Source organism: Pseudomonas veronii (assembly GCF_002028325.1).
GTDB lineage: Bacteria > Pseudomonadota > Gammaproteobacteria > Pseudomonadales > Pseudomonadaceae > Aquipseudomonas > Aquipseudomonas veronii.
This window is the reverse complement of the sequence record NZ_CP018420.1, coordinates 2183934-2205667: the sequence shown is the minus strand read 5'-3', so window position 1 is coordinate 2205667 and position 21734 is coordinate 2183934. Positions and strand designations below refer to the sequence as shown.

Sequence of the window (21734 nt, the reverse complement as noted above, 5' to 3'; positions counted from 1 at the left end):
GCCGAGCAGCGACCGATCAAATAGCCGCGGTCCGTACCTGCAACCACTCCAGCGCAGCGCCACTGAGCAATGGGCTCAAACGCTGACACACCTCGGCATGGTACGCATTGAGCCACTGGCGCTCCTCAGCCGTCAGCAACGACGGTTCCAGACAACGGGTGTCGATCGGGCACAAGGTCAGGGTTTCGAACTCGAGGAACTCACCGAACTCGGTCTTGCCCGCTTCGCGATTCAACACCAGGTTCTCGATACGCACGCCCCAACGCCCCGGACGGTAAGTACCCGGTTCAATGGAGGTGATCATGCCCGGCTGCATCGCGGTTTGCGGCGCAGTAGCGGCCTGGTAGGCGATGACCTGCGGACCTTCATGCACATTGAGGAAATAACCTACACCGTGCCCCGTGCCATGGCCGTAGTCCACACCTTCGGCCCAGATCGGCGCGCGCGCGATGGCATCGAGCAGTGGCGACATAATGCCCTTGGGAAAATGAGCACGGGACAGGGCGATCACCCCCTTGAGCACGCGGGTGCAATCACGCTTCTGTTCATCGCTCGGCGCTCCGATAGGCACCATCCGCGTGATATCGGTAGTACCGCCCAAGTACTGGCCACCCGAGTCGATCAGCAGCAGGCCATCGCCTTCGATCAGCGCATGCTCTTCTTCGGTGGCGTGGTAATGCGGCATCGCGCCATTGGCATTGAACGCAGCGATGGTGTTGAAACTCAGCGACACATAACCGGGACGGCGGGTACGTGCGGCCGTCAGGTGTTCGTCGATGGTCAGTTCAGTGATGCGTTCACGGCCCAGCGCACTCTCCAGCCAGGCGAAGAATTCGCACAAGGCCGCGCCATCCTGCTCCATGGCCAGGCGGATATGTTCCGCGTCGGCCAGGCTCTTGCGGGATTTGGCAAGCGTCGTCGGGTTCAGCCCTTCCACCAGCTTGACGCTGGCGTCCAGGTGTTCCAGCAAACCGGCGGTCACGCGTGCCGGATCAACCTGCACACTCGCGCCCGATGGCACCGCGCGCAGGGCATCGGCGACTTCGCTGTAATCGCGCAAGGTCACGCCATCCTGCTCAAGCACCGCCCGCAGCGCGGCATCGACTTTGCTCAGCGCCACAAACAGCGTGGCCTGTTGCGCATTGATCAGGGCGAAGGACACAAACACCGGGTTGAACGATACATCGGCACCGCGCAGGTTAAACAACCAGGCGATGTCATCCAGGGTGGCGATGAAGTGCCAGTCGGCGCCCTTTTCTTTCAAGCTGGCGCGCAGTGCAGCGAGTTTTTCGCCACGGCTGACGGTGGCCTGCGGTGGCAGGTGCTGGTAGATCGGCTGATTCGGCAACGCCGGGCGGTCGCTCCAGACTTCATTCAACAGGTCGATATCGGTGCGCAGGCGAGCACCGCGCTCCGCCAGTTTGCCGCCCAAGGTACGCGCCGACGCCACGGCCATTACCGCACCGTCGACCGCCACCACGGCGCCCTGCGGCGTCTGTTCGGCCAGCCACTCCAGCGGGCCAGGTTGCCCCGGCTGCAGCTTCACCAACTCGATACCGCTGCCCTTGAGTTCCTTGGTCGCTTGTTCCCAGTAGCGGCTGTCGGCCCAGACACCGGCGAAATCCGCGGTGACGATCAGCGTCCCCACCGAGCCGTGGAAGCCCGACAACCATTGACGCCCCTGCCAGTAGCCCGGCAAGTATTCGGACAGGTGCGGGTCAGCGGACGGCACCAGCAAGGCATGAATGCCTTCGCGGCGCATCAATTCACGGGTATGCGCCAGGCGCTGGGGAACCGTTCCATGGGTCAAAGGCTGCGTACTCATTGTGTCTCCTGCTAACCACGAATAATTGTTATGGATTACGAATGAAGAATCAGACCGCCCAGAACGCCGGCGCACTGGCAAGGGCGGCCTTGATCAACTGCACGGCCTGGTCGATATCCTGCTCGGTGGTGAACCGCCCCAGGCTCAAGCGAATGGTTCGACCGGCGCTGCGGGCATCATGCCCCAGCGCCAGCAGCACATGGGAGGGCGCATTGCTCGCCGAATTGCAGGCCGAGGTGGCGGAAAAAGCAATGCCCGCACTCAAGGCCGCGGCGTTGAACTCGCCTTCACCGAAGGTGAGGCTGAGGGTGTGGGGAATGCGCTGGGTGGCGCTGCCATTGAGACGCACACCGACGACCGACGCCAGTTGATCGAGCAGGCGCTGGCGCAAGGCCACGATCGCCGCCTGCTCTTCACTGAACGCCTGCGCCGCCAAGGCGAACGCCGCGCCCATGCCCGCAATCTGGTGGGTTGCCAGTGTACCGGAGCGCAAGCCGCCCTCGTGGCCACCGCCGTGAATCTGCGCCAACACCTTCCGCTGCGCCCGCGGCCCGACATACAGCGCGCCGATCCCCTTGGGGCCATACACCTTGTGCGCGGAAAACGACATCAAATCCACCGGCCACTGCGCCAGGTCGATCGCCACCTTGCCCGCACCCTGTGCCGCGTCCACATGCAACAACGCGCCGTGTTCACGCACCCGCGCGCCAATGGCGGGGATGTCGTTGAGGGTGCCCAACTCGTTGTTCACCAACATCAGCGATACCAGGAAGGTGTCCTCACGCAGTGCTTCACTCACCGCCTCGGCACTGATCAACCCATCGGCGTCCGGCGCCAGGTAGGTCACCGCCACTCCGGCCTCCTGCATCTGCCGCGCGGTGTCCAGCGTAGCCTTGTGCTCGATCTGGCTGGTGATGATATGCCCACCCGCCAAGCCCCGCGCTTGAGTCACCCCCTTGATCGCGAGGTTGTTGGACTCCGTCGCGCCGGACGTCCAGACGATCTGCTCCGGCTCGGCACCGACCAACTCGGCCACCTGGCGACGCGCCTGTTCAACCGTTTGCCGGGCCGCTTGGCCGAAGGCGTGGGAGCTGGACGCAGGATTACCGAAATTGGCGTGCAAGCCCAGACACTCGACCATCACCTGGATGACCCGCTCGTCCACCGGGGTGGTGGCGGCGTAGTCGAAATACAACGGACGTTTATTCATAACCTTAGGGACTCGCAGAGCAGGTTCCCGAGAGCAACGTCTCAGGGGCATCGACCGGAACAGAGGTCGTCAGGTTTACCCGATCGAATGCCATTAAAAAAGGACCACTTGACGTAAATGTGCGTAGGAACGCTCCTGAAATTCAGCTTAACAGGCTGACATAGCGCCATGGCAAACAAAAAGCCCGAGGCTTCTTGAGAAACCTCGGGCTTTTTGCCACTGAGCACCGGCTCAACTGGGGCGGCCATGCAGGGTCACATTACGTTCGGCGTTCATTTCGCCCTGGTGAGCAAAACTGAAAGGTTGTTGTGCCTGACCGGTCAGGGCAGCCCGCTGGCGTTGATATTCGTCAAACGACAAGCCGCGACGGCTCAACGCCTCCAGCGCCAGTTCCCGGGTTTCTTGCGCCGTGTAAGGGCGTAATTCAGGCGAAGGATGGGTCGCACAACCGGCAACGACAGAAGTGACGAGTAATAAGGAAACAGCAAAAAATCGGTTCATGGCGACGGCTCTGCGAAGAAGGTCTCAAGTCAATGAACACAGGCTACTCCCGACCCTGGACAGTGAAAAATCACCATCCGTGATAGTCGCTATCACCCGTCGCCACACCCTCATCAGCGCCACCCTTATATTCCTTTAAGATCTATAAATATGGAAATACGTTCATTTACGGAATAAACATAACCCTCTATAAATGGCTCCACGCGAATTCGACACTGTTCGCCAGGCAACTGTTGCGCAGGCAACAGCCATTCAACAAAACACCAGGCAGACAACAGCAACGTTTTTCAGCAGTGAGCCCGCAGCCCAGGCGGATCAAGGCCTGCAGCCGTTGGTACAGCTCTTGCTCAGACCGGCTCACTTCCCCTGCTATGCCACTGTTGAAAAAGGAACTGTTCATGACCCGTCCCCTGAATGTCGTTGCCCTCTCCGGCGGAACCTGGCGCCCGTCCCGTACCCTGGTGTTGACCCAGGCCGTGCTGGCCGAACTGGCAACGTTGTTGCCGATCCAGACGACCCTGATCGAACTCGGTGACATCGCCCGGCCACTGGGCGGCGCACTGTCGCGCGATGAGTTGCCGGCCGAGGTCGAATCCCAACTGTTGGCCATCGAACAGGCCGACTTGCTGATCGTCGCCGCACCGGTCTATCGCGGTTCTTATCCAGGCCTGCTCAAGCATCTGTTCGACCTGGTTGGCCTCAACTCGCTGATCGACACCCCTGTACTGCTGGCCGCCACCGGCGGCAGCGAACGTCACGCGCTGGTACTCGATCACCAGTTGCGCCCGCTGTTCAGCTTCTTCCAGGCCCTGACCTTGCCGATCGGCGTATATGCCACCGAAGCCGATTTCACCGATTACCAAATCACCAACGAAGCCTTGAAAGGCCGTATTCGCCTTGCGGCAGAACGCGCAGCCCCTTTGTTCGCCGCGCACGCCCCCTCACTGTTGAAAATCGCTTAAGGATTCGTCATGGATGTTTTCTGGTTTCTGCCCACTCATGGCGACGGTCATTACCTGGGCACCACCCAAGGTGCCCGTCCGGTCACCCTCAATTATCTGAAGCAAGTCGCCCAGGCCGCTGACAGCCTTGGCTACTACGGCGTGTTGATTCCTACCGGGCGTTCGTGCGAAGACTCCTGGGTAATCGCCTCGGCGCTGGTGCCGCTGACAGAACGCTTGCGCTACCTGGTGGCAATTCGCCCTGGCATCATCTCGCCCACAGTGTCGGCGCGCATGGCGGCGACCCTGGATCGCCTGTCCAACGGCCGCCTGCTGATCAACGTCGTGACCGGCGGCGACCCCGACGAAAACCGCGGCGACGGCAGCTTCCTCGACCACCGCGAACGCTATGAAGTCTCCGACGAATTCCTCAAGATCTGGCGCCGCGTATTGCAGGGCGAATCGGTGGACTTCGAAGGCAAACACCTGCGTGTGCAAAATGCCAAGGCACTTTACCCACCGGTGCAGAAGCCTTATCCACCGCTGTACTTCGGCGGTTCCTCCGACGCCGCCCACGACCTCGCCGCCGAACAGGTGGACGTGTACCTGACCTGGGGCGAACCACCCGCCGCCGTCGCCGAAAAACTCGCGGATGTACGTGAACGGGCCGCGCGCCGCGGGCGGACCGTGAAGTTCGGCATCCGCCTGCATGTGATCGTGCGCGAGACCGAAGAAGACGCCTGGAAAGCCGCCGACAAACTGATCGAACACATCAGCGACGAGACCATCGCCGCCGCGCAAAAATCCTTCTCGCGCTTTGATTCCGAAGGCCAGCGCCGCATGGCCGCCTTGCACGACGGGCGCCGCGACAACCTGGAAATCGCCCCCAACCTGTGGGCCGGTGTCGGCCTGGTCCGTGGCGGTGCCGGCACGGCGCTGGTAGGCAACCCGCGGCAAGTGGCCGAGCGGATCAAGGAATACGCGGATTTGGGCATCGAGAGTTTCATCTTTTCCGGCTACCCGCACCTCGAAGAAGCCTATCGCTTCGCCGAGTTGGTGTTCCCGCTATTGCCGGAACCCTACGCCAGCCTGGCCGGGCGCGGCGTCACCAATCTCACCGGACCGTTTGGCGAGATGATTGCCAATGATGTGCTGCCGGCCAAGGCCTGAGAATGCTGAGATCGCACCGTTGATCTGCATTGCCCAATAGACAGCACACGGCATTAGAGCCCTATGAGGAACACCGCGTGACAGCCAACCCCCACAGCGTCCTGCCCTCACCTTTGCAGACCGCCAGACAGCTCGCCGCCGAATTCGCCCTCACCGCCGTCGAACGCGACGAGCGCGGCGGCACGCCAAAAACCGAACGGGATGCCCTGCGCCAAAGCGGTCTGCTGGCCCTGAGCATTCCCACTCAATACGGCGGCCTTGGTGCGCGCTGGAGCGACACCCTGGCCATCGTGCGTGAATTCGCCAAGGTCGACAGTTCCATCGCTCATGTCTTCGGTTTTCACCACCTGATGCTCGCTACGGTGCGCCTGTTTTCGCGGCCGGACCAATGGCAGCCGTGGTTCGAACAGACCGCACGCAAAAACTGGTTCTGGGGCAACGCCCTCAACCCGCTGGACACGCGCACGCAGGTCAAGGATTTCGGCGGTTGGCGTGAGTTCTCCGGCAAGAAGAGCTTCTGCTCCGGCGCCAGCGACTCGGAAATGCTGATCGCCTCGGCGGTGGATGAGAGCGCCGGCGGCAAGTTGCTGATCGCCGCCATCCCCAGCGGGCGCAGCGGCATCACCTTGCACAACGACTGGAACAATATCGGCCAGCGCCAGACCGACAGCGGCAGCGCCAGTTTCGAACGGGTGCGCGTCGAGGAGTCGGAATTGCTGCTCGACCCGGGCCCTCTGAGCACACCGTTCGCCTGCCTGCGCCCACTGATCGCGCAGTTGACCTTCACGCACATGTTCCTCGGCATAGCCGAAGGTGCCTTTGATGAAGCGCGCAACTACACCCTCACCGAAACCCGTGCGTGGCATAAATCCACCGCCGAGGATGTGCGCCAAGACCCTTACGTGCTGCACCACTACGGCGAATTCTGGGTGGCCCTGCAAGGTGTGCGCCTGCTGGTGGAACGCGCCGCCGCGCTGCTCGATCAAGCCTGGGCCCAGGGGCCGAACCTCAGCGAAAACGAACGCGGCCAACTGGCCATCGCCATCGCCACCGCCAAGGTCGCCGCCAGCCGCCAGGGCCTGGAGTTGTGCAGCCGCCTGTTTGAAGTCACCGGCGCGCGCTCCACCCATGCGTCACTGCGCCTGGACCGGCACTGGCGCAACCTGCGCACGCAAAGCCTGCACGACCCGGTGGACTACAAACTCCACGAACTGGGGGACTGGGCGTTGAACCAGTCCCTGCCGACTCCTACGTTCTATTCATAAAGAGGTGCCCATGCAGCTTTTAACCTTACCGCCCTCGCCCGCCCTCGCCACCTCGATCCGCGCCACGGCCCAGGTCTTCGAAGACCCGAAATCCCAGGCACTGCTCGACCATATCCAGCAAGTGGCGCCCAGCGAAGCCAGCGTGTTGATCATCGGCGAAACCGGGACCGGTAAAGAGCTGGTGGCGCGCCACATTCATAACCTCAGCGCACGACGCAACCGGCCCTTCGTGGCGGTGAACTGCGGGGCGTTTTCCGAATCGCTGGTGGAAGCCGAGCTGTTCGGCCATGAAAAAGGCGCCTTCACCGGCGCCCTCAGCGCCAAGGCCGGTTGGTTCGAAGAGGCCGACGGCGGCACCTTGTTCCTCGATGAGATCGGTGATTTGCCGATGGCGATCCAGGTCAAGTTATTGCGCGTACTGCAAGAGCGGGAGGTGGTGCGCCTGGGTTCGCGCAAGAGCATTCCCATCGATGTGCGCGTGCTTGCGGCGACCAACGTGCAGCTGGAAAAAGCCATCAACGCCGGGCACTTCCGTGAAGACCTCTACTACCGTCTCGACGTGGTCAGTCTGGAACTCAGCCCGTTGCGCGAGCGTCCCGGCGATATCCTGCCGCTGACCCGACACTTCATCGAAGCCTACAGCCAGCGCCTGGGCTACGGCCCGGTCACCATCAGCCGCGAGGCCGAACACAAGCTGAAAAACTACAGCTGGCCGGGCAATATCCGCGAACTGGAAAACGTGATTCACCACACCTTGCTGATCTGCCGCAATGGCGTGATCGAACGCGACGATTTACGCCTGTCGAACCTGCGCATCGAGCGTCAGGACGACAGCCCGCACGGCACCGACAACAGTGCCGAAGCCTTGCTGGAACGGGCCTTTCAAAAGCTGTTCGAGGAACAGGCCGGTGCCCTGCATGAAAAAGTCGAGGACGCGTTGCTGCGTGCCGCCTACCGCTTCAGCCACTACAACCAGGTCCACACCGCCAACCTGCTGGGCCTGAGCCGCAACGTCACACGCACGCGCCTGATCAAGATCGGCGAACTGGCGGTGAACAAGCGCCGCCCGGGGGAAAACGTTCAGGGTGAGCGCATGTTGCACCTATCCATTTAAACGGCAGTGCAACGCATTGTCATGGCTGCGCTCGAAACTGTGCAGCACCTGGAACGAACCGAAGGTCACGGCCGTGGCCTGGTGGGCGCGTATCAGTGTCCAGAAATCTTCCTCGCCGTGCTCAACGCACTGGAAGGCCGCCTCGCCGTCCTCGCGTGAGCGCCATTGCAGGTAATTGAGTACCCGCCGCCCGTCATCGCTGACCTGCACACTCGCATTGAGAAAGCCGCCGTGCCCTTGGGCCAGGCGCTCGCTCTGGATGGACAATGCCGCGACCAGGGCGAGCTGTTGCTGGGGCTCGACCTGAAACTCGATCAATTGAGTGAAACTGCGATTCTTCTCTGATACCTGCATGAACACTCCCCTTTCTCTGTAGGCAGAATCTTGTGATTCGATACCCCGCAGGGTAAAACCTCTAGTTAAGTCAAGGTCAAGGGTTAATCCGGAGTTTTTCATGGTTACCAAGGAGCTTACTGTTGGCCAACTGTCGGCCCGCAGCGGCGTGGCGGTCACGGCCCTGCATTTCTACGAAACCAAGGGGCTGATCAAAAGCAATCGCAATGCCGGCAACCAGCGGCGCTACCCGCGCGATGTACTGCGCCGGGTGGTGGTGATCAAGATCGCCCAGCGCCTGGGGATTCCGCTGGCGACAATTGGTGAAGCGTTGCAGGCCCTGCCGGATGGACGCACGCCGACGGCTAAAGATTGGCAGCGTTTGTCGGCATCGTGGCGGGCAGATCTGGACGAGCGCATCAACAAGCTGATGCTCCTGCGCGACAAGCTCAATGGCTGTATTGGCTGTGGATGCCTGTCGCTGGAAGCCTGCCCGTTGCGCAATCAGGGCGACCTGCTCGGTGAGCGTGGGCCGGGGGCTCAGTTGTTGGAGCCCAGCTGAAAAACCGCTCCCTGTGGGAAGTGTTCACCTTAAACCCCAGGGACAGCGCCCCGCCCTGAACCCCGTGATGTCGCTGCGGCTGGCGCCCGCCGCAGCACTGATGGCGGAACGATCTGCCGGTTCACTGTTGCCTGGGCAACACCTCGTCGGTTGCCCGCAAGCCACGGCTGGCGTGGCCTATAGTGAAAGGGCCGTCCCTTCATAAACACAATTCAGGGAGAATGATATGAGCGTAAAACCTATCCCCGAGGGCTATCACAGCATCACGCCCTACCTGGGCGTCGAAAAAGCCGCCGAAGCCATCGAGTTCTACAAAAAAGCCTTCAACGCCACGCAAGTCATGCGCCTGGACATGCCCGACGGCAAGGTCGGCCACGCTGAACTGCGTATCGGAGACTCGGCGATCATGCTCGCCTCGCCCTGCGGTGAAATGGCCTTCGGCAGCCCGCGCGATGGCCACACCAGTGTCGGCCTGCATTTATATGTGGACGATGTCGACGCGCAGTATCGACAAGCGGTCGCAGCCGGTGGCCTGTCCATTTCCGAACCCAAGGACCAGTTCTACGGCGACCGCTCCGCCACGCTGAGAGATCCGTTCGGTCATGTGTGGTTCCTCGCCTCCCGCAAGGAGGATCTGAACGAAGCACAAATCCGCCAGCGCGCCGAAGCGCTGTTCAAGCAAGGCTGAGCCTGGGACCGGGCTTGCTCGCGATGGCGAGGTGTCAGGCGGTGCCTGACCGAGCGCCATCGCAGGCAGGCCCGCTGCCACTGTTTGATCGAGGGTCGGCTTGAGACGGGGGCTGCCCAGCACCGAGGCCTCAGCGCCCCGAATGTGAACCTGAAACATTTGCTTTCATATCTGGGTTAGGGATTTCTCATTCTCATCCGTCTTAACTTAGATACAGCCTGTCGCGTCAGCAAAAGCTACGACTGGCCTTTTCCGGGCCCTCATTGCCCCCCTCCGATCAAGACTCCCATTCACATGTCGAAGAAGTCGCGCTCAAAACTCTGGTTTCTCGTACACAGCTGGCTGGCATTACCCATCTGGTTTTTTGTACTGATCGTCTGCGTCACCGGCACCCTGGCGGTGGTCAGCCAGGAAATCGTCTGGCTGGCCAACCCGGAAATCCGCGCCAGCAAGCCGTCGGACGACGCCGAACCGCTGAGCTATGACCAGGTGATCAACGCCATCAAACGCGCCGAGCCCCTGGTGATCGTGCAATCCATCATCCGCCCGGACGAGTCGCACTTCGCCCTGAGTGTCACCCTCAGCTACCCCGACGGGCGCTCGGTGGAGGTCTATGTCAACCCTTACACCGGGGCGATCCAGGGCATCAGCCCGGCGTTCGACTTCAAACAATTCACCCGCGCCCTGCACGGCTGGTGGCTGGTGCCATTCACCAATGGGTTCAGTTGGGGTTGGTACCTGGTCTCCGCGCTCGGCCTGCCGTTGCTGGCGTCGTTGATCACCGGGCTGGTGGTGTACAAGCGCTTCTGGAAGGGCTTTTTGCGCCCGACCCTGCGCATCCGCCATGGCGCGCGGATCTTCTGGGGCGACTTCCACCGCCTGAGCGGTATCTGGTCGATCTGGTTCATCGCGGTCATTTCCATCACCGGCACCTGGTTCCTGATTCAGGCGATCCTGGGGGATAACCAGATTTCCATCTCCAGCGAACCCATCGTGCCGGTGATCGCCCGGGAGAACGTGCCGACGTCCGCCCCCGGCGTGCCGGCGCCGATGATTGCCCTGGACGACGCGATCGAAATCGCCAGCCAACGGATTCCGGGGCTGGAGACCAGCTTCGTGTTCCTGCCACTCAATGCCTACAGCCATCTGCAGATCGGCGGGCGGGGCTGGTATCCGTTGATGTTCCAGACCGCGCAGATCAACCCCTACACCGGCGAAGTGGCGGTTTCGCACCTGCTGTCCAACCGCTCGACGCTGGAGTTCGTCACCGAGTCCATGCGCCCGCTGCACACCGGCGACTTTGGCGGGCTGTGGATCAAGCTGATCTGGGCATTCTTCGGCCTGGTGTTGAGCATGATGGTGTTGAGCGGCCTGCTGATCTGGACCAAACGCACGGCCCTGGCCACCCTCCATGCCCTCAAGCGCAGCCACAAGGCGCCGCGCCAGGCGGCAGCGGTCGTGGCTCTGCAGGCTGAAATGACGGAGGGCAACCAATGAGCAAGGTCGCTGCCGCAACGCCTTCGCCACTGCGCGCCGTGTGGCTGAAATGGCGGTTCCACCTTAACGTCCTGCTGTTGCTGGTGCCCCTGGGCTTCATGCCCAAGTACTTTGCCGACGCCGCGCTGTTTCGCGGTGACAGCGGCATCGGCGAGCGGGTGGCCGGCGAGGTGCAGGTCGGGCCCTGGAGCCTGACCCTCGCCGAGTTCCGCAACGAAGGCCCGCGCCCGGACCCGGCCGGCCCGATGAAATTCTTCAATGCGGCCCTGTGCGCCAACTGCGCCGAGCAGGTCAAGGCAACCTACCTGCGTATCGGCAAACCGCGCAGCCTGCGCGCCGCCGGGGTGATCTTCTTCGGCACGCCGTACCGCATGGGCGCGCTGCTGCCGGTGCCCGAGCGCACGCCGGCCGACGCCGAACTGTGGGTCACCATGGAAGGCTGGGACGGCACGATGCACCAGGGTTCCATTGCGCTGAGCCAGGCCTCGCCTGCCACCATTGCCTGGCTGAACAAGCAAGGAGTCAAACCATGACATTGATACGCCTGAGCCGCGCCTGCGCCACGTTGTTGCTGTGCGCCGGTTTCTGTCCCACAGCCGTGGCCCACAACCCGATGTGCGAATGCAAGGAAATCCCCGGCGAACAGATCCAATGCACCGGCGGTTTTTCCGACGGCAGCGGCGCCCCCGGCGTGACCCTGGATGTGATCGGCTACGACGAAACCATCCTCGTGCCCGGCAAGCTCGGCGCGGACTCGACCCTGACCTTCAAGAAGCCCTCAGCCGAGTTCTACGTGCTGTTCGATGCCGGCCCCGGTCACGTCGTTGAAATCGACCAAGCGGATATCCCGTCCCAATGAGTACGACACAGGTGGTACGCCCAGCCGGGGCCGGGCACGAAACCCTCTATGTCCTGCTGCTGTGCCTGATCATTCTGGCGGTGGCCGGTACGGTGGTGGCCCTGCACGGTGAAACCCAGGCCGTGGTTGCCGTGCCCAGCCACCAGTTGGACGCGCGCCGCGACCTCAGCGCCGCCGAGCAAGGCATCTACGCCGACCTGCGCGTGACCCTGGATGAAATCCACTGGCTGCAGCAGGCACACAGCGCCCTGCCGACGCCCGCGCAACTGGCCGAAGAAGGCTTTGCGCCCTTTGCCCAGGACGCCAGTTCGGTCAGCCGTGGCGATCATCGCTGGCAGTTGCTGGCGCCGTCGGCCTACCTCGGCGTGAGCCAGGCGCCGGCCACCAGCGGCTCGCTGCTGATGCGGGTAACGGGCGCCGAGCCGGACATCTGGCTCAACCGCCGCCCAGACCTGGCCGCCCCCGCCGACCTCACCGACCAGGCGCTGATCGCGGCCGGCTGGCAGCAAGTGGTCGCGCAATTCGACGCCGGCGTGACCCGCCAGCACCGTCACTGACCGAGAAGACCGAGTGCCCATGTCTATTTCATCGCCCCTTGTACGCCTGCTGCTGGTCAGCCTGATCAGCCTGCTGCTCGCTCCGCTGGCCAACGCCGAGGCAGCCAAGCGCCTGCGGATCGGCATCACCCTGCATCCTTATTACAGCTACGTCGCCAACATCGTCGGCGACAAGGCCGAGGTGGTGCCGCTGATTCCGGCCGGTTTCAACCCACATGCCTACGAACCGCGCGCCGACGACATCAAGCGCATCGGCACCCTGGATGTGATCGTGCTCAACGGGGTCGGCCACGACGATTTCGCCGACCGCATGATCGCCACCAGCGAGCGGCCGGACATCCCGGTGATCGAAGCCAACGCCAACGTGCCGTTGCTGGCCGCCACCGGCAACGCCGCCCGCGGCGCCGGCAAGGTGGTCAACCCGCACACCTTCCTGTCGATCAGTGCCTCGATTGCCCAGGTCAACAACATCGCCCGCGAACTGGGCAAGCTCGACCCGGACAACGCCAAAACCTACATCCAGAACGCCCGCGCCTACGGCAAGCGCCTGCGGCAGATGCGCGCCGAGGCCCTGGCCAAGCTGACCCGCGCGCCCAACCCGGACCTGCGCGTGGCCACGGTCCACGCAGCCTACGACTACCTGCTGCGCGAGTTCGGCCTGGAAGTCACCGCCGTGGTCGAGCCGGCCCACGGCATCGAACCCAGCCCGAGCCAGTTGAAGAAAACCATCGATGAATTGCGCGCCCTGGATGTGAAAGTGATCTTCTCGGAGATGGATTTCCCGTCCACCTACGTCGAGACCATCCAGCGTGAATCCGGGGTCCGGCTGTACCCGCTGTCGCATATCTCCTACGGCGAATACAGCGCTGAAAAGTACGAAGTGGAAATGACCGGCAACCTCAACACGGTGGTGCGGGCGATTCAGGAGTCGGGGGCATGACGGCGGCGCAACGCTTGAGCATGGTCAGCGTCGGCCCGACGATCGACTTCGACAAGGTGTCGCTGACCCTGGGCCGCACCGTGATCCTCGATGACGTGAGCTTCCAGGTGCAGCCGGGCAGCATCCATGCACTGGTGGGCCCGAACGGTGGTGGGAAAAGCTCGCTGATCAAAACGCTGCTGGGGCAAACGCCGCACCAGGGGCAACTGCGCCTGACGTGGCCGGACACGCCCGGCACCATTGGTTATGTGCCCCAGGCGCTGGAGTTCGACCGAGGCCTGCCGATGACCGTGGATGACTTCATGGCGGCGATGTGTCAGCGGCGCCCGGCGTTTCTCGGGCTGTCCAGGCATTACGCCGGCGCCATCGGCGAGGCCCTGGAACGGGTCGGCCTGCAGGACAAACGCAAACGGCGCATGGGCGCGTTGTCGGGCGGTGAACGTCAGCGCGTGCTGCTCGCCCAGGGGCTGATCCCGGCCCCGCAATTGCTGGTGTTGGATGAGCCGATGTCGGCCCTCGATGAAGCCGGTATCCAGGTGTTCGAACGTCTGCTCGATGACTGGCGCCGCGCCGGGATCACCGTGCTGTGGATCGAGCACGACCTGGACGCCGTGGGCCGCCTCGCCGACCGCGTCACCGGCCTGAACCGCCGCGTGCTGTTCGACGCCACGCCCAAAGCGGCACTGACCCCGGATCGCCTGCTGACCCTGTTCTCCACCCATCCTCGGAGCCTGGCGCCATGAGTTATGAAGCGTTTCGCCTGATGGTCCAGGGCTGGGCCTCTTCCGGTTACCTGCCGGAGGCGCTGGCCTATGGTTTTGTGGTCAACGCCCTGCTCGCCGGCCTGCTGATCGGCCCGGTGCTGGGCGGCCTGGGGACGCTGGTGGTGGTCAAGCGCTTTGCGTTTTTCTCCGAAGCGGTCGGCCATGCCGCGCTGACCGGCGTGGCCGTGGGCATTCTGCTCGGCGAACCCTACACCGGGCCCTATGGCGCGCTGTTCGGCTACTGCCTGCTGTTCGGCATCCTGCTCAATTACCTGCGCAACCGCACCGGCCTGGCGCCGGATACCTTGATCGGCGTGTTCCTCTCGGTGTCCCTGGCGTTGGGCGCAAGCCTGCTGTTGATACTGGCGGGCAAGATCAACGTTCACATCCTGGAAAACGTGCTGTTCGGCTCGGTGTTGACGGTCAATGGCAACGATCTGCTGGTGCTGGCGATTGTCGGTTCGCTGGTGATGGCCCTCGCCCTGCCGCTGTACAACCGCATCATGCTCGCCAGCTTCAACCCGCAATTGGCGGCGGTACGCGGGGTGGCGGTGAAGACCCTGGATTACCTGTTCGTGATCCTGGTGACGTTGATCACCGTCGCAGCGGTCAAGGTCATCGGGGCGATCCTGGTGGGCGCGCTGCTGGTGATTCCGGCGGCGGCGGCACGCCTGCTGAGCCAGTCGCTCAAAGGCTTCTTCTGGGTCTCCGTGGCGATTGCCACCGTCAGCACGTTGTGCGGCATCCTGCTGCCGATCATCTTCGACCTGCCCATCCCCTCCGGCGCCGCGATCATCCTGGTCGCCGGTATCGCCTTCGCCCTCGCCGCCATCGCGCGCGGCACCGTGCCCAGCCTCAAAGGGAATCTTGGATAATGCACCCTGTCTTTCGCTCACTGGCCTTGGCCATCGCTTGCCTGACCAGCGCGTCGGCGCTGGCCGTCGACGGTTTTGATCCGAAGAGTTTCAAAGTCAACCAAGGCCTGGGCCACGCCGCGCTGACCAAAGCGAAAAAGCCTGTGAAGGTCCTCGCCTCGTTGCCCATTACCTATGGCCTGGCGGAGCTGCTGCTTAAAGGCAGCGACGTACAGCTCGAACGCGCCGCGCCGGCCAACCTGCCCGGTTCGCGGCAGGTGTCCTACTTCACCGGCCGTGGCGCGCCGGCCTTGAGCACGTTGGCGACGGATGCCGATGCCGTCATCGGCTTGCGTTCGCTGTGGGCCGATGACCCGCTGTACCCGGTGGCGCGACGCAGCAATATCCGCATCGTCGAAGTGGACGCCGCGCGCCCGGTGGACGGTGGCCTGCCGGGGATCGCGGTGCAACCGGGCGTCAGCGATGGCTTGAACAGCCAGCCGTGGCAATCGAGCAACAATATGGGGCGCATGGCCGATGTGATGGCCACCGACCTGAGCCGCCTGGCACCGGGCGCGAAGGCGCAAATCGACGCGAACCTGGCCGCCCTCAAGCTGCGCCTGCTCAAGCTCACCGCCGACAGCGAAGCACGGCTGGCCCAGGCGGATAACCTGAGCGTGGTCAGCCTGAGCGATCACTTTGCGTATCTGCTCGGCAGCTTGAACCTGGAAGTGCTCGACACCGACGCACGCCCAGATGCCGACTGGACGCCCGAGGCCTTACAGCAACTGAGCAGCCGCCTGAAGGACAACGAGGTGGCCGTGGTGCTGCACCATCGCCCGCCAAGCGCGGCGGTGCAAACCGCGGTGACGGCCGGCGGCGCGCAACTGCTGGTCTTGAACGTCGACGGCGCCGACCCGGTGACGGCGTTGGAAAGCAATGTGGATCAACTGATCAAGACGCTGAGCCCATGACATCCACGCCCACGTGGATGGCATCATGCCGCCAGAACTCCAGGTCGCAGTCGATCAAACGCTGATGCTGGTCATAGTTGACCCGGGCGATACGCAAGCCCGGGCTGCCCACCGACACGCGCAACGCGGCGGCGGCTTCCACCGGCAGTGAGGTCGGCACAATCTCGAAGCGTACCCGCCCGTAGTGCAAATCGTACTTGCGCGCGTACAGCTCGGTCATCGACTGGTTCAGGTCGCAGGCCAGAATCCCGGGGAAATACTGCGGGTTCAGGTAGTGCTCCACATACAACACCAGGCGCTCATCGATCCTGCGCCGGCGGCAGATCTGGATCACGCTGGACAGCGCCGGCAATTGCAGCCACGCACACACCGCCGCCGATGCCGGTTGCAGCCGCGCGCTGATCACCTCGGTCGACGCCACGCGGCCCTGGTCGTTGACCATTGCGTGAAAGTGGCTGCGCTGCATCAGGTTGTAGGCCAGGCGCGGCGGCGAGACAAACCAGCCACGGCGCTCCTCGCGATAGATCTGGCCTTGGGCCTCCAGTTGTAACAAGGCTTCCCGCACCGTAATCCGGGTGGTACCAAACAACTCGCTGAGCTTGCGCTCGGCGGGCAGTTTGCTGGCTGGCGGCAAAAGGCCATGGTCGATCTGCTCTTGCAGCGCCAGGCCGATGGATGTCACCGCCTTGATTGCCTCATCACGCATCAACGTTACCTATCTGGACTAGACCAGCACCGTTCAGGTGCATAAACCGCTCATTAAATGGGCTTGTATCACTGCATGCCAGCCTAGGCATTGCAGATGACCGACAGATGACAACCCCGGTCGAGCCTCGTGACAAACCTTGCAATCCGTCGGCCAAGTCCAAGGCCTGCGGGCGCTTGGGCATGGTCTACGCTAAACCTGCGCCGAGCGACATCGGCGCTTCAAAAACGACATCGACATGAAACTGTCATCCATCCCGCCTAGATTGGCTCAGGTATTGCTGACCTAGACCAACACCACCGCTAACGTTCATATAAAACGCCGCGTTGAAAACGCCCAAAGGAGCTTCGGATGAAACAGCTTTTCCTGGCATCACTGTTAGGCTCGACCATTGCCATGTGCACCGCCGCCATGGCCGCTGATACCGATCTAAAAACGCTCGAAGCCGCCGCAAAAGCGGAAGGCGCCGTCAACAGCGTCGGCATGCCCGATGACTGGGCCAACTGGAAAGGCACCTGGGATGACCTGGCCAAGACCTACGGCCTCAAGCACATCGACACCGACATGAGCTCGGCCCAGGAAATCGCCAAGTTCGCCGCCGAGAAAGACAACGCCAGTGCCGATATCGGCGACGTCGGCGCGGCCTTCGGCCCGATCGCGGTGAAACAGGGCGTGGTCCAGCCTTACAAACCAAGCACCTGGGCCCAGGTCCCGGATTGGGCGAAAGATAAAGACGGCAACTGGGCGCTAGCCTACACCGGCACCATCGCCTTTATCGTCAACAAAAAGCTGCTGCACGGCTCGGACGTACCAACCAGCTGGGCTGACTTGAAGAGCGGCAAATACAAGGTCTCCATCGGTGACGTGAGCACCGCCGCCCAAGCCGCCAACGGTGTGCTGGCCGCCGCCATCGCCAACAAGGGCGACGAGAAAAACCTGCAGCCGGCCCTGCTGATGTTCGCCGACATCGCCAAGCAAGGTCGCCTGTCCCTCGCCAACCCGACCATCGCCACCATGGAAAAAGGCGAAGTGGAAGTCGGCGTGGTCTGGGATTTCAACGGCTTGAGCTACAGAGCCAAGATGGCCAACCCGGATGACTACGTGGTGCTGATCCCATCGGACGGTTCGGTGATTTCCGGCTACACCACCATCATCAATAAATACGCCAAGCACCCGAACGCCGCCAAACTGGCCCGCGAATACATCTTCAGCGACGCCGGCCAGATCAACCTGGCCAAGGGCAATGCGCGGCCGATTCGCGCCGAACACCTGACGTTGCCGAAGGAAGTGCAGGACAAGCTGCTGCCGAACGAGCAATACAAGCACGTCACCCCGATCAAGGATGCCGACGCCTGGGAGAAGAGCTCCAAGGCACTGCCGCAGAAGTGGCAGGAAGAAGTCATCATCAATATGCAGTAATGCCTGAGCTGTAGATGCGGTCAGTGTGGGAGCAGGCTTGCCTGCTCCCACATTTGTTCCGGTCCCAACCGCAAACCCGATCCAAACCCATCTGTTGCGGAGCGTCTCCCCCTATGAAGCACAACGTCATCCTTGTGGTGCTCGACGGCCTGAACTTCGAGGTTGCCCGTCATGCCATGGGGCATCTGCAAGCCTACGTCGGCGCAGGACGCGCAGCCCTCTACAAACTCGAATGTGAATTGCCGTCGCTCTCCCGGCCGCTCTACGAATGCATCTTCACTGGCGTGCCGCCGATCGACAGCGGCATCACCCACAACCATGTGTCGCGCCTGTCCAACCAGCGCAGCCTGTTCCATTACGCCCGCGACGCCGGTCTCACCACCGCCGCGGCGGCCTATCACTGGGTCAGCGAGTTGTATAACCGCACGCCCTTTATCGCCGCCCGTGACCGGCATACCGACGACAAGACCCTGGCGATCCAGCACGGGCACTTCTACTGGCAGGACCACTACCCGGATTCGCACCTGTTCGCCGACGCCGAAAGCCTGCGCTGCAGACACGCGCCGAACCTGCTGGTCGTCCACCCGATGAACATCGACGACGCCGGCCACAAGCACGGCCTCGACAGCGCGCAATACCGCAACAGCGCACGCTCGGCCGACATCCTCCTGGCCGACTACCTGCAAGGCTGGCTCGACGCCGGCTATCAGGTGCTGGTGACCGCCGACCACGGCATGAACAACGACCGCTCCCACAACGGCCTGCTGCCGGAAGAACGCGAAGTGCCGCTGTTCGTGATCGGCTCGGCCTTCACCTTCGATCCCGACGCCACGCCCAGGCAAACCGAGCTGTGCGGCACCGTCTGCACGTTGCTGGGCGTGCCCCACGACAAACCTGTCTGCCGGGAGCTGTTGAAGTGAGTGCCATGACCCGCAGCAAATGGCTGGCAATCCTCTGCCTGATGCCCTTCGCGCTGTTCTTCATCGTGTTTGAAATTGCCCCGCTGGCGTGGGTGATGATCAACAGCCTGCAATCGGAAGAGTTCGGCTGGGGCCTGGCCAACTTCAGCAAAATCTTCAGTTCGAAGTTCTACCTGCAGGCGATCCAGTACAGCCTGGAGATCAGCTTCTACTCCAGCGTGTTCGGCATCATCATTTCGGTGCTCGGCAGCTACTCGTTGCGCCGCGTGGACTCGCCGCTGCGCAACTTCGTCACCGCCTTCGCCAACATGACCAGCAACTTCGCCGGCGTGCCCCTGGCCTTTGCCTTCATCATCCTGCTCGGTTTCAACGGCAGCATCACCATCATGCTCAAGCAGGCCGGGATCATTCAGGACTTCAACCTGTACTCCAAGACCGGCCTGATCATTCTCTACACCTACTTCCAGATCCCGCTGGGCGTGCTGCTGCTCTACCCGGCCTTCGATGCGTTGCGCGAAGACTGGCGCGAGTCCGCCGCCCTGCTGGGTGCCAACGGCTGGCAGTTCTGGCGCCACATCGGCCTGCCGGTGCTGACCCCCGCGCTGCTCGGCACCTTCGTGATCCTGCTGGCCAACGCCCTCGGCGCCTACGCCACGGTCTACGCGCTGACCACCGGCAATTTCAACGTATTGCCGATCCGGATCGCAGCGATGGTGTCCGGCGACATCTCCCTGGACCCGAACATGGCCAGCGCCCTGGCCGTGGTGCTGGTGGCGCTGATGACCGTGGTCACCGTGGTCCATCAACTGCTGCTCAAGAGGAGCTACCATGTCTCGCGCTGAAGCCGGCCCGGCCTCTCTCTACCACCGGGTGGTGGTGTACCTGTTGTTCGCGATCCTGGTGCTGCCGCTGATCGGCACCTTTGTCTACTCCATTGCCAGCAGTTGGTCGGCGACGATCTTGCCGGCCGGTTTTACCGTGAAGTGGTACGTGCAACTGTGGAGCGACCCGCGCTTTCTGATGGCTTTCGGCCAGTCCCTGCTGGTGTGCGTGGGCGCGTTGATTTTGTCGGTGGTGCTGATCCTGCCGCTGCTGTTCGTGGTGCATTACCACTTCCCCAGGCTCGACGCGTTGATGAACATCCTGATCCTGCTGCCGTTCGCGGTGCCGCCGGTGGTGTCGTCGGTGGGCCTGCTGCAACTCTATGGCTCCGGGCCGCTGGCGATGGTGGGGACGCCGTGGATTCTGATCGGCTGCTACTTCACCGTGGCGCTGCCGTTCATGTACCGCGCGATCACCAACAACCTGCAAGCCATCAACCTGCGCGACCTGATGGACGCCGCGCAACTGCTCGGCGCCAGCACCTGGCAGGCAGCGATCCTGGTGGTGCTGCCCAACCTGCGCAAGGGCCTGATGGTGGCGTTGCTGCTGTCGTTTTCGTTCCTGTTCGGTGAGTTCGTGTTCGCCAATATCCTCGTCGGCACGCGCTACGAAACCCTGCAGGTGTACCTGAACAACATGCGCAACAGCAGCGGCCACTTCACCAGTGCCGTGGTCATTTCCTATTTCTTCTTTGTGCTGGTGCTGACCTGGGCCGCCAACATCTTGAACAAGGACAAAAGCCAATGAGCTTCGTCAGCGTCCAACACCTGCAAAAAGGCTACGCCGGCACCCCGGTGTTCAGTGACATCAACTGCGAGATCGCCAAGGGCGAATTCGTCACCCTGCTCGGCCCGTCCGGCTGCGGCAAGTCCACCTTGCTGCGCTGCATCGCCGGCCTGACCTCGGTCGACAGTGGCCAGATCCTCCTCGACGGCCACGACATCGTGCCCTTGAGCCCGCAGAAACGGCAGATCGGCATGGTGTTCCAGAGCTACGCGCTGTTCCCCAACATGACCGTGGAACAAAACGTCGCCTTCGGCCTGCGCATGCAAAAGGTCAACGCCGACGACAGCCACAAACGCGCGCAGGACGTGCTGCAACTGGTGGAGCTCAAGGAGCTGGCCGGGCGCTACCCGCACCAGATGTCCGGCGGCCAGTGCCAGCGCGTGGCCCTCGCCCGCTCCCTGGTGACCCGCCCACGCCTGTTGCTGCTGGATGAACCGCTGTCGGCGCTGGATGCACGCATCCGCAAGCACCTGCGCGAGCAGATCCGCCAGATCCAGCGCGAATTGGGCCTGACCACGATTTTCGTGACCCATGACCAGGAAGAAGCGCTGACCATGTCCGACCGGATCTTCCTGATGAACCAGGGCAAGATCGTGCAAAGCGGCGATGCCGAAACCCTCTACACCGCGCCGGTGGATGTGTTTGCCGCCGGGTTCATCGGCAACTACAACCTGCTCGACGCGGAGAAGGCCAGCCAACTGCTGCAACGGCCGATCAGCGGGCGCATCGCGATTCGCCCGGAAGCCATCGAACTGAGCCGCAGCGGCGAACTCGACGCCCTGGTGCGCAGCCACAGCCTGCTGGGCAACGTGATTCGCTACCGTATCGAAGCGCGCGGCGTGGAATTGGTGGTGGACGTGCTCAACCGCTCGGCGGACGATCTGCACCCCGACGGCCAGCGCCTGGCACTTTCCATCGACCCGAGCGCACTGTGTGAAGTAGCCTGAGCAGCAGTGATTTTTTAAGA

At 62.7% G+C, this 21734-nt stretch carries 24 protein-coding genes; 19 read left to right on the top strand and 5 right to left on the bottom strand.

The window, feature by feature from the left end; translation table 11 throughout:
* Positions 1–16 precede the first annotated feature (16 nt).
* The 3 genes from PverR02_RS10290 to PverR02_RS10280 form a co-directional block, all read right to left on the bottom strand.
* Positions 17–1825, bottom strand: a complete 1809-nt coding sequence (locus PverR02_RS10290) for an aminopeptidase P family protein (RefSeq protein ID WP_017846913.1) — start codon at positions 1823–1825, stop codon at positions 17–19.
* A gap of 49 nt (positions 1826–1874) precedes the next feature.
* Positions 1875–3035: a cysteine desulfurase family protein gene (locus PverR02_RS10285; RefSeq protein WP_079443255.1), complete on the bottom strand. Its 1161-nt coding sequence runs from the start codon at positions 3033–3035 to the stop codon at positions 1875–1877.
* Positions 3036–3266: 231 nt separating this feature from the next.
* The gene (locus PverR02_RS10280) at positions 3267–3536 is read right to left on the bottom strand and encodes a hypothetical protein (RefSeq protein WP_046384132.1); all 270 of its coding nucleotides are present in this window, start codon (positions 3534–3536) and stop codon (positions 3267–3269) included.
* A 398-nt stretch (positions 3537–3934) separates the two neighbouring features.
* Here PverR02_RS10280 and msuE point away from each other — a divergent pair, with 398 nt between their 5' ends.
* From msuE to PverR02_RS10260, 4 genes are all read left to right on the top strand, one after another.
* Positions 3935–4498, top strand: a complete 564-nt coding sequence (gene msuE / locus PverR02_RS10275) for an FMN reductase (protein WP_057005851.1) — start codon at positions 3935–3937, stop codon at positions 4496–4498.
* Between the two features lie 9 nt (positions 4499–4507).
* Positions 4508–5647 (top strand): FMNH2-dependent alkanesulfonate monooxygenase, encoded by a 1140-nt coding sequence (gene ssuD, locus PverR02_RS10270; RefSeq protein ID WP_079443254.1) that lies wholly within the window; start codon positions 4508–4510, stop codon positions 5645–5647.
* A gap of 77 nt (positions 5648–5724) precedes the next feature.
* On the top strand, positions 5725–6912 hold the full coding sequence (locus PverR02_RS10265) for an acyl-CoA dehydrogenase family protein (RefSeq protein ID WP_057005830.1): 1188 nt from the start codon (positions 5725–5727) through the stop codon (positions 6910–6912).
* A 10-nt stretch (positions 6913–6922) separates the two neighbouring features.
* Positions 6923–8026: a sigma-54 interaction domain-containing protein gene (locus PverR02_RS10260; protein ID WP_046384135.1), complete on the top strand. Its 1104-nt coding sequence runs from the start codon at positions 6923–6925 to the stop codon at positions 8024–8026.
* Here the strand turns inward: PverR02_RS10260 and PverR02_RS10255 are convergent.
* Positions 8015–8380 (bottom strand): antibiotic biosynthesis monooxygenase, encoded by a 366-nt coding sequence (locus PverR02_RS10255; RefSeq protein ID WP_017846906.1) that lies wholly within the window; start codon positions 8378–8380, stop codon positions 8015–8017. The two genes, PverR02_RS10260 and PverR02_RS10255, sit on opposite strands and share 12 nt — an antisense overlap.
* Positions 8381–8480: 100 nt before the next feature.
* Here PverR02_RS10255 and soxR point away from each other — a divergent pair, with 100 nt between their 5' ends.
* The 10 genes from soxR (at position 8481) to PverR02_RS10205 (ending at position 16054) form a co-directional block, all read left to right on the top strand.
* Positions 8481–8921 carry a redox-sensitive transcriptional activator SoxR gene (soxR, locus tag PverR02_RS10250; protein ID WP_017846905.1) on the top strand — a complete coding sequence of 147 codons (441 nt, stop codon included), beginning with the start codon at positions 8481–8483 and terminating at the stop codon, positions 8919–8921.
* A gap of 226 nt (positions 8922–9147) precedes the next feature.
* Positions 9148–9609 carry a VOC family protein gene (locus tag PverR02_RS10245; RefSeq protein WP_046384136.1) on the top strand — a complete coding sequence of 154 codons (462 nt, stop codon included), beginning with the start codon at positions 9148–9150 and terminating at the stop codon, positions 9607–9609.
* 294 nt (positions 9610–9903) lie between these two features.
* The gene (locus tag PverR02_RS10240) at positions 9904–11106 is read left to right on the top strand and encodes a PepSY-associated TM helix domain-containing protein (protein WP_046384137.1); all 1203 of its coding nucleotides are present in this window, start codon (positions 9904–9906) and stop codon (positions 11104–11106) included.
* Positions 11103–11639: a hypothetical protein gene (locus tag PverR02_RS10235; RefSeq protein ID WP_017846902.1), complete on the top strand. Its 537-nt coding sequence runs from the start codon at positions 11103–11105 to the stop codon at positions 11637–11639. The genes PverR02_RS10240 and PverR02_RS10235 overlap by 4 nt, the downstream gene beginning before the upstream one ends.
* The gene (locus tag PverR02_RS10230) at positions 11636–11965 is read left to right on the top strand and encodes a hypothetical protein (protein WP_017846901.1); all 330 of its coding nucleotides are present in this window, start codon (positions 11636–11638) and stop codon (positions 11963–11965) included. The genes PverR02_RS10235 and PverR02_RS10230 overlap by 4 nt, the downstream gene beginning before the upstream one ends.
* The gene (locus tag PverR02_RS10225; protein WP_026140009.1) at positions 11962–12522 is read left to right on the top strand and encodes a DUF6162 family protein; all 561 of its coding nucleotides are present in this window, start codon (positions 11962–11964) and stop codon (positions 12520–12522) included. The genes PverR02_RS10230 and PverR02_RS10225 overlap by 4 nt, the downstream gene beginning before the upstream one ends.
* A gap of 19 nt (positions 12523–12541) precedes the next feature.
* A complete protein-coding gene (locus tag PverR02_RS10220) occupies positions 12542–13462 on the top strand; it encodes a metal ABC transporter substrate-binding protein (protein WP_079443253.1) in 921 nt (306 codons plus the stop codon).
* Complete coding sequence (locus PverR02_RS10215; RefSeq protein WP_057005834.1) at positions 13459–14205, top strand: metal ABC transporter ATP-binding protein; 747 nt, start codon at positions 13459–13461, stop codon at positions 14203–14205. Before PverR02_RS10220 ends, PverR02_RS10215 begins: the two co-directional genes overlap by 4 nt.
* Complete coding sequence (locus tag PverR02_RS10210; protein WP_017846897.1) at positions 14202–15101, top strand: metal ABC transporter permease; 900 nt, start codon at positions 14202–14204, stop codon at positions 15099–15101. The genes PverR02_RS10215 and PverR02_RS10210 overlap by 4 nt, the downstream gene beginning before the upstream one ends.
* Complete coding sequence (locus tag PverR02_RS10205) at positions 15101–16054, top strand: metal ABC transporter solute-binding protein, Zn/Mn family (RefSeq protein WP_079443252.1); 954 nt, start codon at positions 15101–15103, stop codon at positions 16052–16054. Before PverR02_RS10210 ends, PverR02_RS10205 begins: the two co-directional genes overlap by 1 nt.
* Here PverR02_RS10205 and PverR02_RS10200 read toward each other — a convergent pair.
* On the bottom strand, positions 16035–16760 hold the full coding sequence (locus PverR02_RS10200) for a UTRA domain-containing protein (RefSeq protein ID WP_017846895.1): 726 nt from the start codon (positions 16758–16760) through the stop codon (positions 16035–16037). The two genes, PverR02_RS10205 and PverR02_RS10200, sit on opposite strands and share 20 nt — an antisense overlap.
* A 351-nt stretch (positions 16761–17111) precedes the next feature.
* On the opposite strand from PverR02_RS10200, the gene PverR02_RS10195 reads away from it, so the two are divergent.
* From PverR02_RS10195 to PverR02_RS10175, 5 genes are all read left to right on the top strand, one after another.
* Positions 17112–18179 carry an ABC transporter substrate-binding protein gene (locus PverR02_RS10195; protein WP_046491055.1) on the top strand — a complete coding sequence of 356 codons (1068 nt, stop codon included), beginning with the start codon at positions 17112–17114 and terminating at the stop codon, positions 18177–18179.
* A gap of 113 nt (positions 18180–18292) precedes the next feature.
* Positions 18293–19099: an alkaline phosphatase family protein gene (locus tag PverR02_RS10190; protein ID WP_046384142.1), complete on the top strand. Its 807-nt coding sequence runs from the start codon at positions 18293–18295 to the stop codon at positions 19097–19099.
* 5 nt (positions 19100–19104) lie between these two features.
* The gene (locus tag PverR02_RS10185; protein WP_164887057.1) at positions 19105–19941 is read left to right on the top strand and encodes an ABC transporter permease; all 837 of its coding nucleotides are present in this window, start codon (positions 19105–19107) and stop codon (positions 19939–19941) included.
* Positions 19928–20728 carry an ABC transporter permease gene (locus PverR02_RS10180; protein ID WP_017846891.1) on the top strand — a complete coding sequence of 267 codons (801 nt, stop codon included), beginning with the start codon at positions 19928–19930 and terminating at the stop codon, positions 20726–20728. Before PverR02_RS10185 ends, PverR02_RS10180 begins: the two co-directional genes overlap by 14 nt.
* Complete coding sequence (locus tag PverR02_RS10175; protein WP_079443251.1) at positions 20725–21714, top strand: ABC transporter ATP-binding protein; 990 nt, start codon at positions 20725–20727, stop codon at positions 21712–21714. Before PverR02_RS10180 ends, PverR02_RS10175 begins: the two co-directional genes overlap by 4 nt.
* Positions 21715–21734: the final 20 nt, after the last annotated feature.

Bases quoted from the DNA above. Each gene is read 5' to 3' on its own strand.
- PverR02_RS10205 (WP_079443252.1), top strand. From the start codon at position 15,101: ATGCACCCTGTCTTTCGCTCACTGGCCTTGGCCATCGCTTGCCTGACC.
- PverR02_RS10185 (WP_164887057.1), top strand. From the start codon at position 19,105: ATGACCCGCAGCAAATGGCTGGCAATCCTCTGCCTGATGCCCTTCGCG.
- soxR (WP_017846905.1), top strand. From the start codon at position 8,481: ATGGTTACCAAGGAGCTTACTGTTGGCCAACTGTCGGCCCGCAGCGGC.
- PverR02_RS10225 (WP_026140009.1), top strand. From the start codon at position 11,962: ATGAGTACGACACAGGTGGTACGCCCAGCCGGGGCCGGGCACGAAACC.
- PverR02_RS10235 (WP_017846902.1), top strand. From the start codon at position 11,103: ATGAGCAAGGTCGCTGCCGCAACGCCTTCGCCACTGCGCGCCGTGTGG.
- PverR02_RS10245 (WP_046384136.1), top strand. From the start codon at position 9,148: ATGAGCGTAAAACCTATCCCCGAGGGCTATCACAGCATCACGCCCTAC.
- PverR02_RS10220 (WP_079443253.1), top strand. From the start codon at position 12,542: ATGTCTATTTCATCGCCCCTTGTACGCCTGCTGCTGGTCAGCCTGATC.
- PverR02_RS10180 (WP_017846891.1), top strand. From the start codon at position 19,928: ATGTCTCGCGCTGAAGCCGGCCCGGCCTCTCTCTACCACCGGGTGGTG.
- PverR02_RS10200 (WP_017846895.1), bottom strand. From the start codon at position 16,760: ATGCGTGATGAGGCAATCAAGGCGGTGACATCCATCGGCCTGGCGCTG.
- ssuD (WP_079443254.1), top strand. From the start codon at position 4,508: ATGGATGTTTTCTGGTTTCTGCCCACTCATGGCGACGGTCATTACCTG.
- PverR02_RS10210 (WP_017846897.1), top strand. From the start codon at position 14,202: ATGAGTTATGAAGCGTTTCGCCTGATGGTCCAGGGCTGGGCCTCTTCC.
- PverR02_RS10195 (WP_046491055.1), top strand. From the start codon at position 17,112: ATGAAACAGCTTTTCCTGGCATCACTGTTAGGCTCGACCATTGCCATG.
- PverR02_RS10175 (WP_079443251.1), top strand. From the start codon at position 20,725: ATGAGCTTCGTCAGCGTCCAACACCTGCAAAAAGGCTACGCCGGCACC.
- msuE (WP_057005851.1), top strand. From the start codon at position 3,935: ATGACCCGTCCCCTGAATGTCGTTGCCCTCTCCGGCGGAACCTGGCGC.
- PverR02_RS10230 (WP_017846901.1), top strand. From the start codon at position 11,636: ATGACATTGATACGCCTGAGCCGCGCCTGCGCCACGTTGTTGCTGTGC.
- PverR02_RS10255 (WP_017846906.1), bottom strand. From the start codon at position 8,380: ATGCAGGTATCAGAGAAGAATCGCAGTTTCACTCAATTGATCGAGTTT.
- PverR02_RS10215 (WP_057005834.1), top strand. From the start codon at position 13,459: ATGACGGCGGCGCAACGCTTGAGCATGGTCAGCGTCGGCCCGACGATC.
- PverR02_RS10290 (WP_017846913.1), bottom strand. From the start codon at position 1,825: ATGAGTACGCAGCCTTTGACCCATGGAACGGTTCCCCAGCGCCTGGCG.
- PverR02_RS10240 (WP_046384137.1), top strand. From the start codon at position 9,904: ATGTCGAAGAAGTCGCGCTCAAAACTCTGGTTTCTCGTACACAGCTGG.
- PverR02_RS10190 (WP_046384142.1), top strand. From the start codon at position 18,293: ATGAAGCACAACGTCATCCTTGTGGTGCTCGACGGCCTGAACTTCGAG.
- PverR02_RS10280 (WP_046384132.1), bottom strand. From the start codon at position 3,536: ATGAACCGATTTTTTGCTGTTTCCTTATTACTCGTCACTTCTGTCGTT.
- PverR02_RS10285 (WP_079443255.1), bottom strand. From the start codon at position 3,035: ATGAATAAACGTCCGTTGTATTTCGACTACGCCGCCACCACCCCGGTG.
- PverR02_RS10260 (WP_046384135.1), top strand. From the start codon at position 6,923: ATGCAGCTTTTAACCTTACCGCCCTCGCCCGCCCTCGCCACCTCGATC.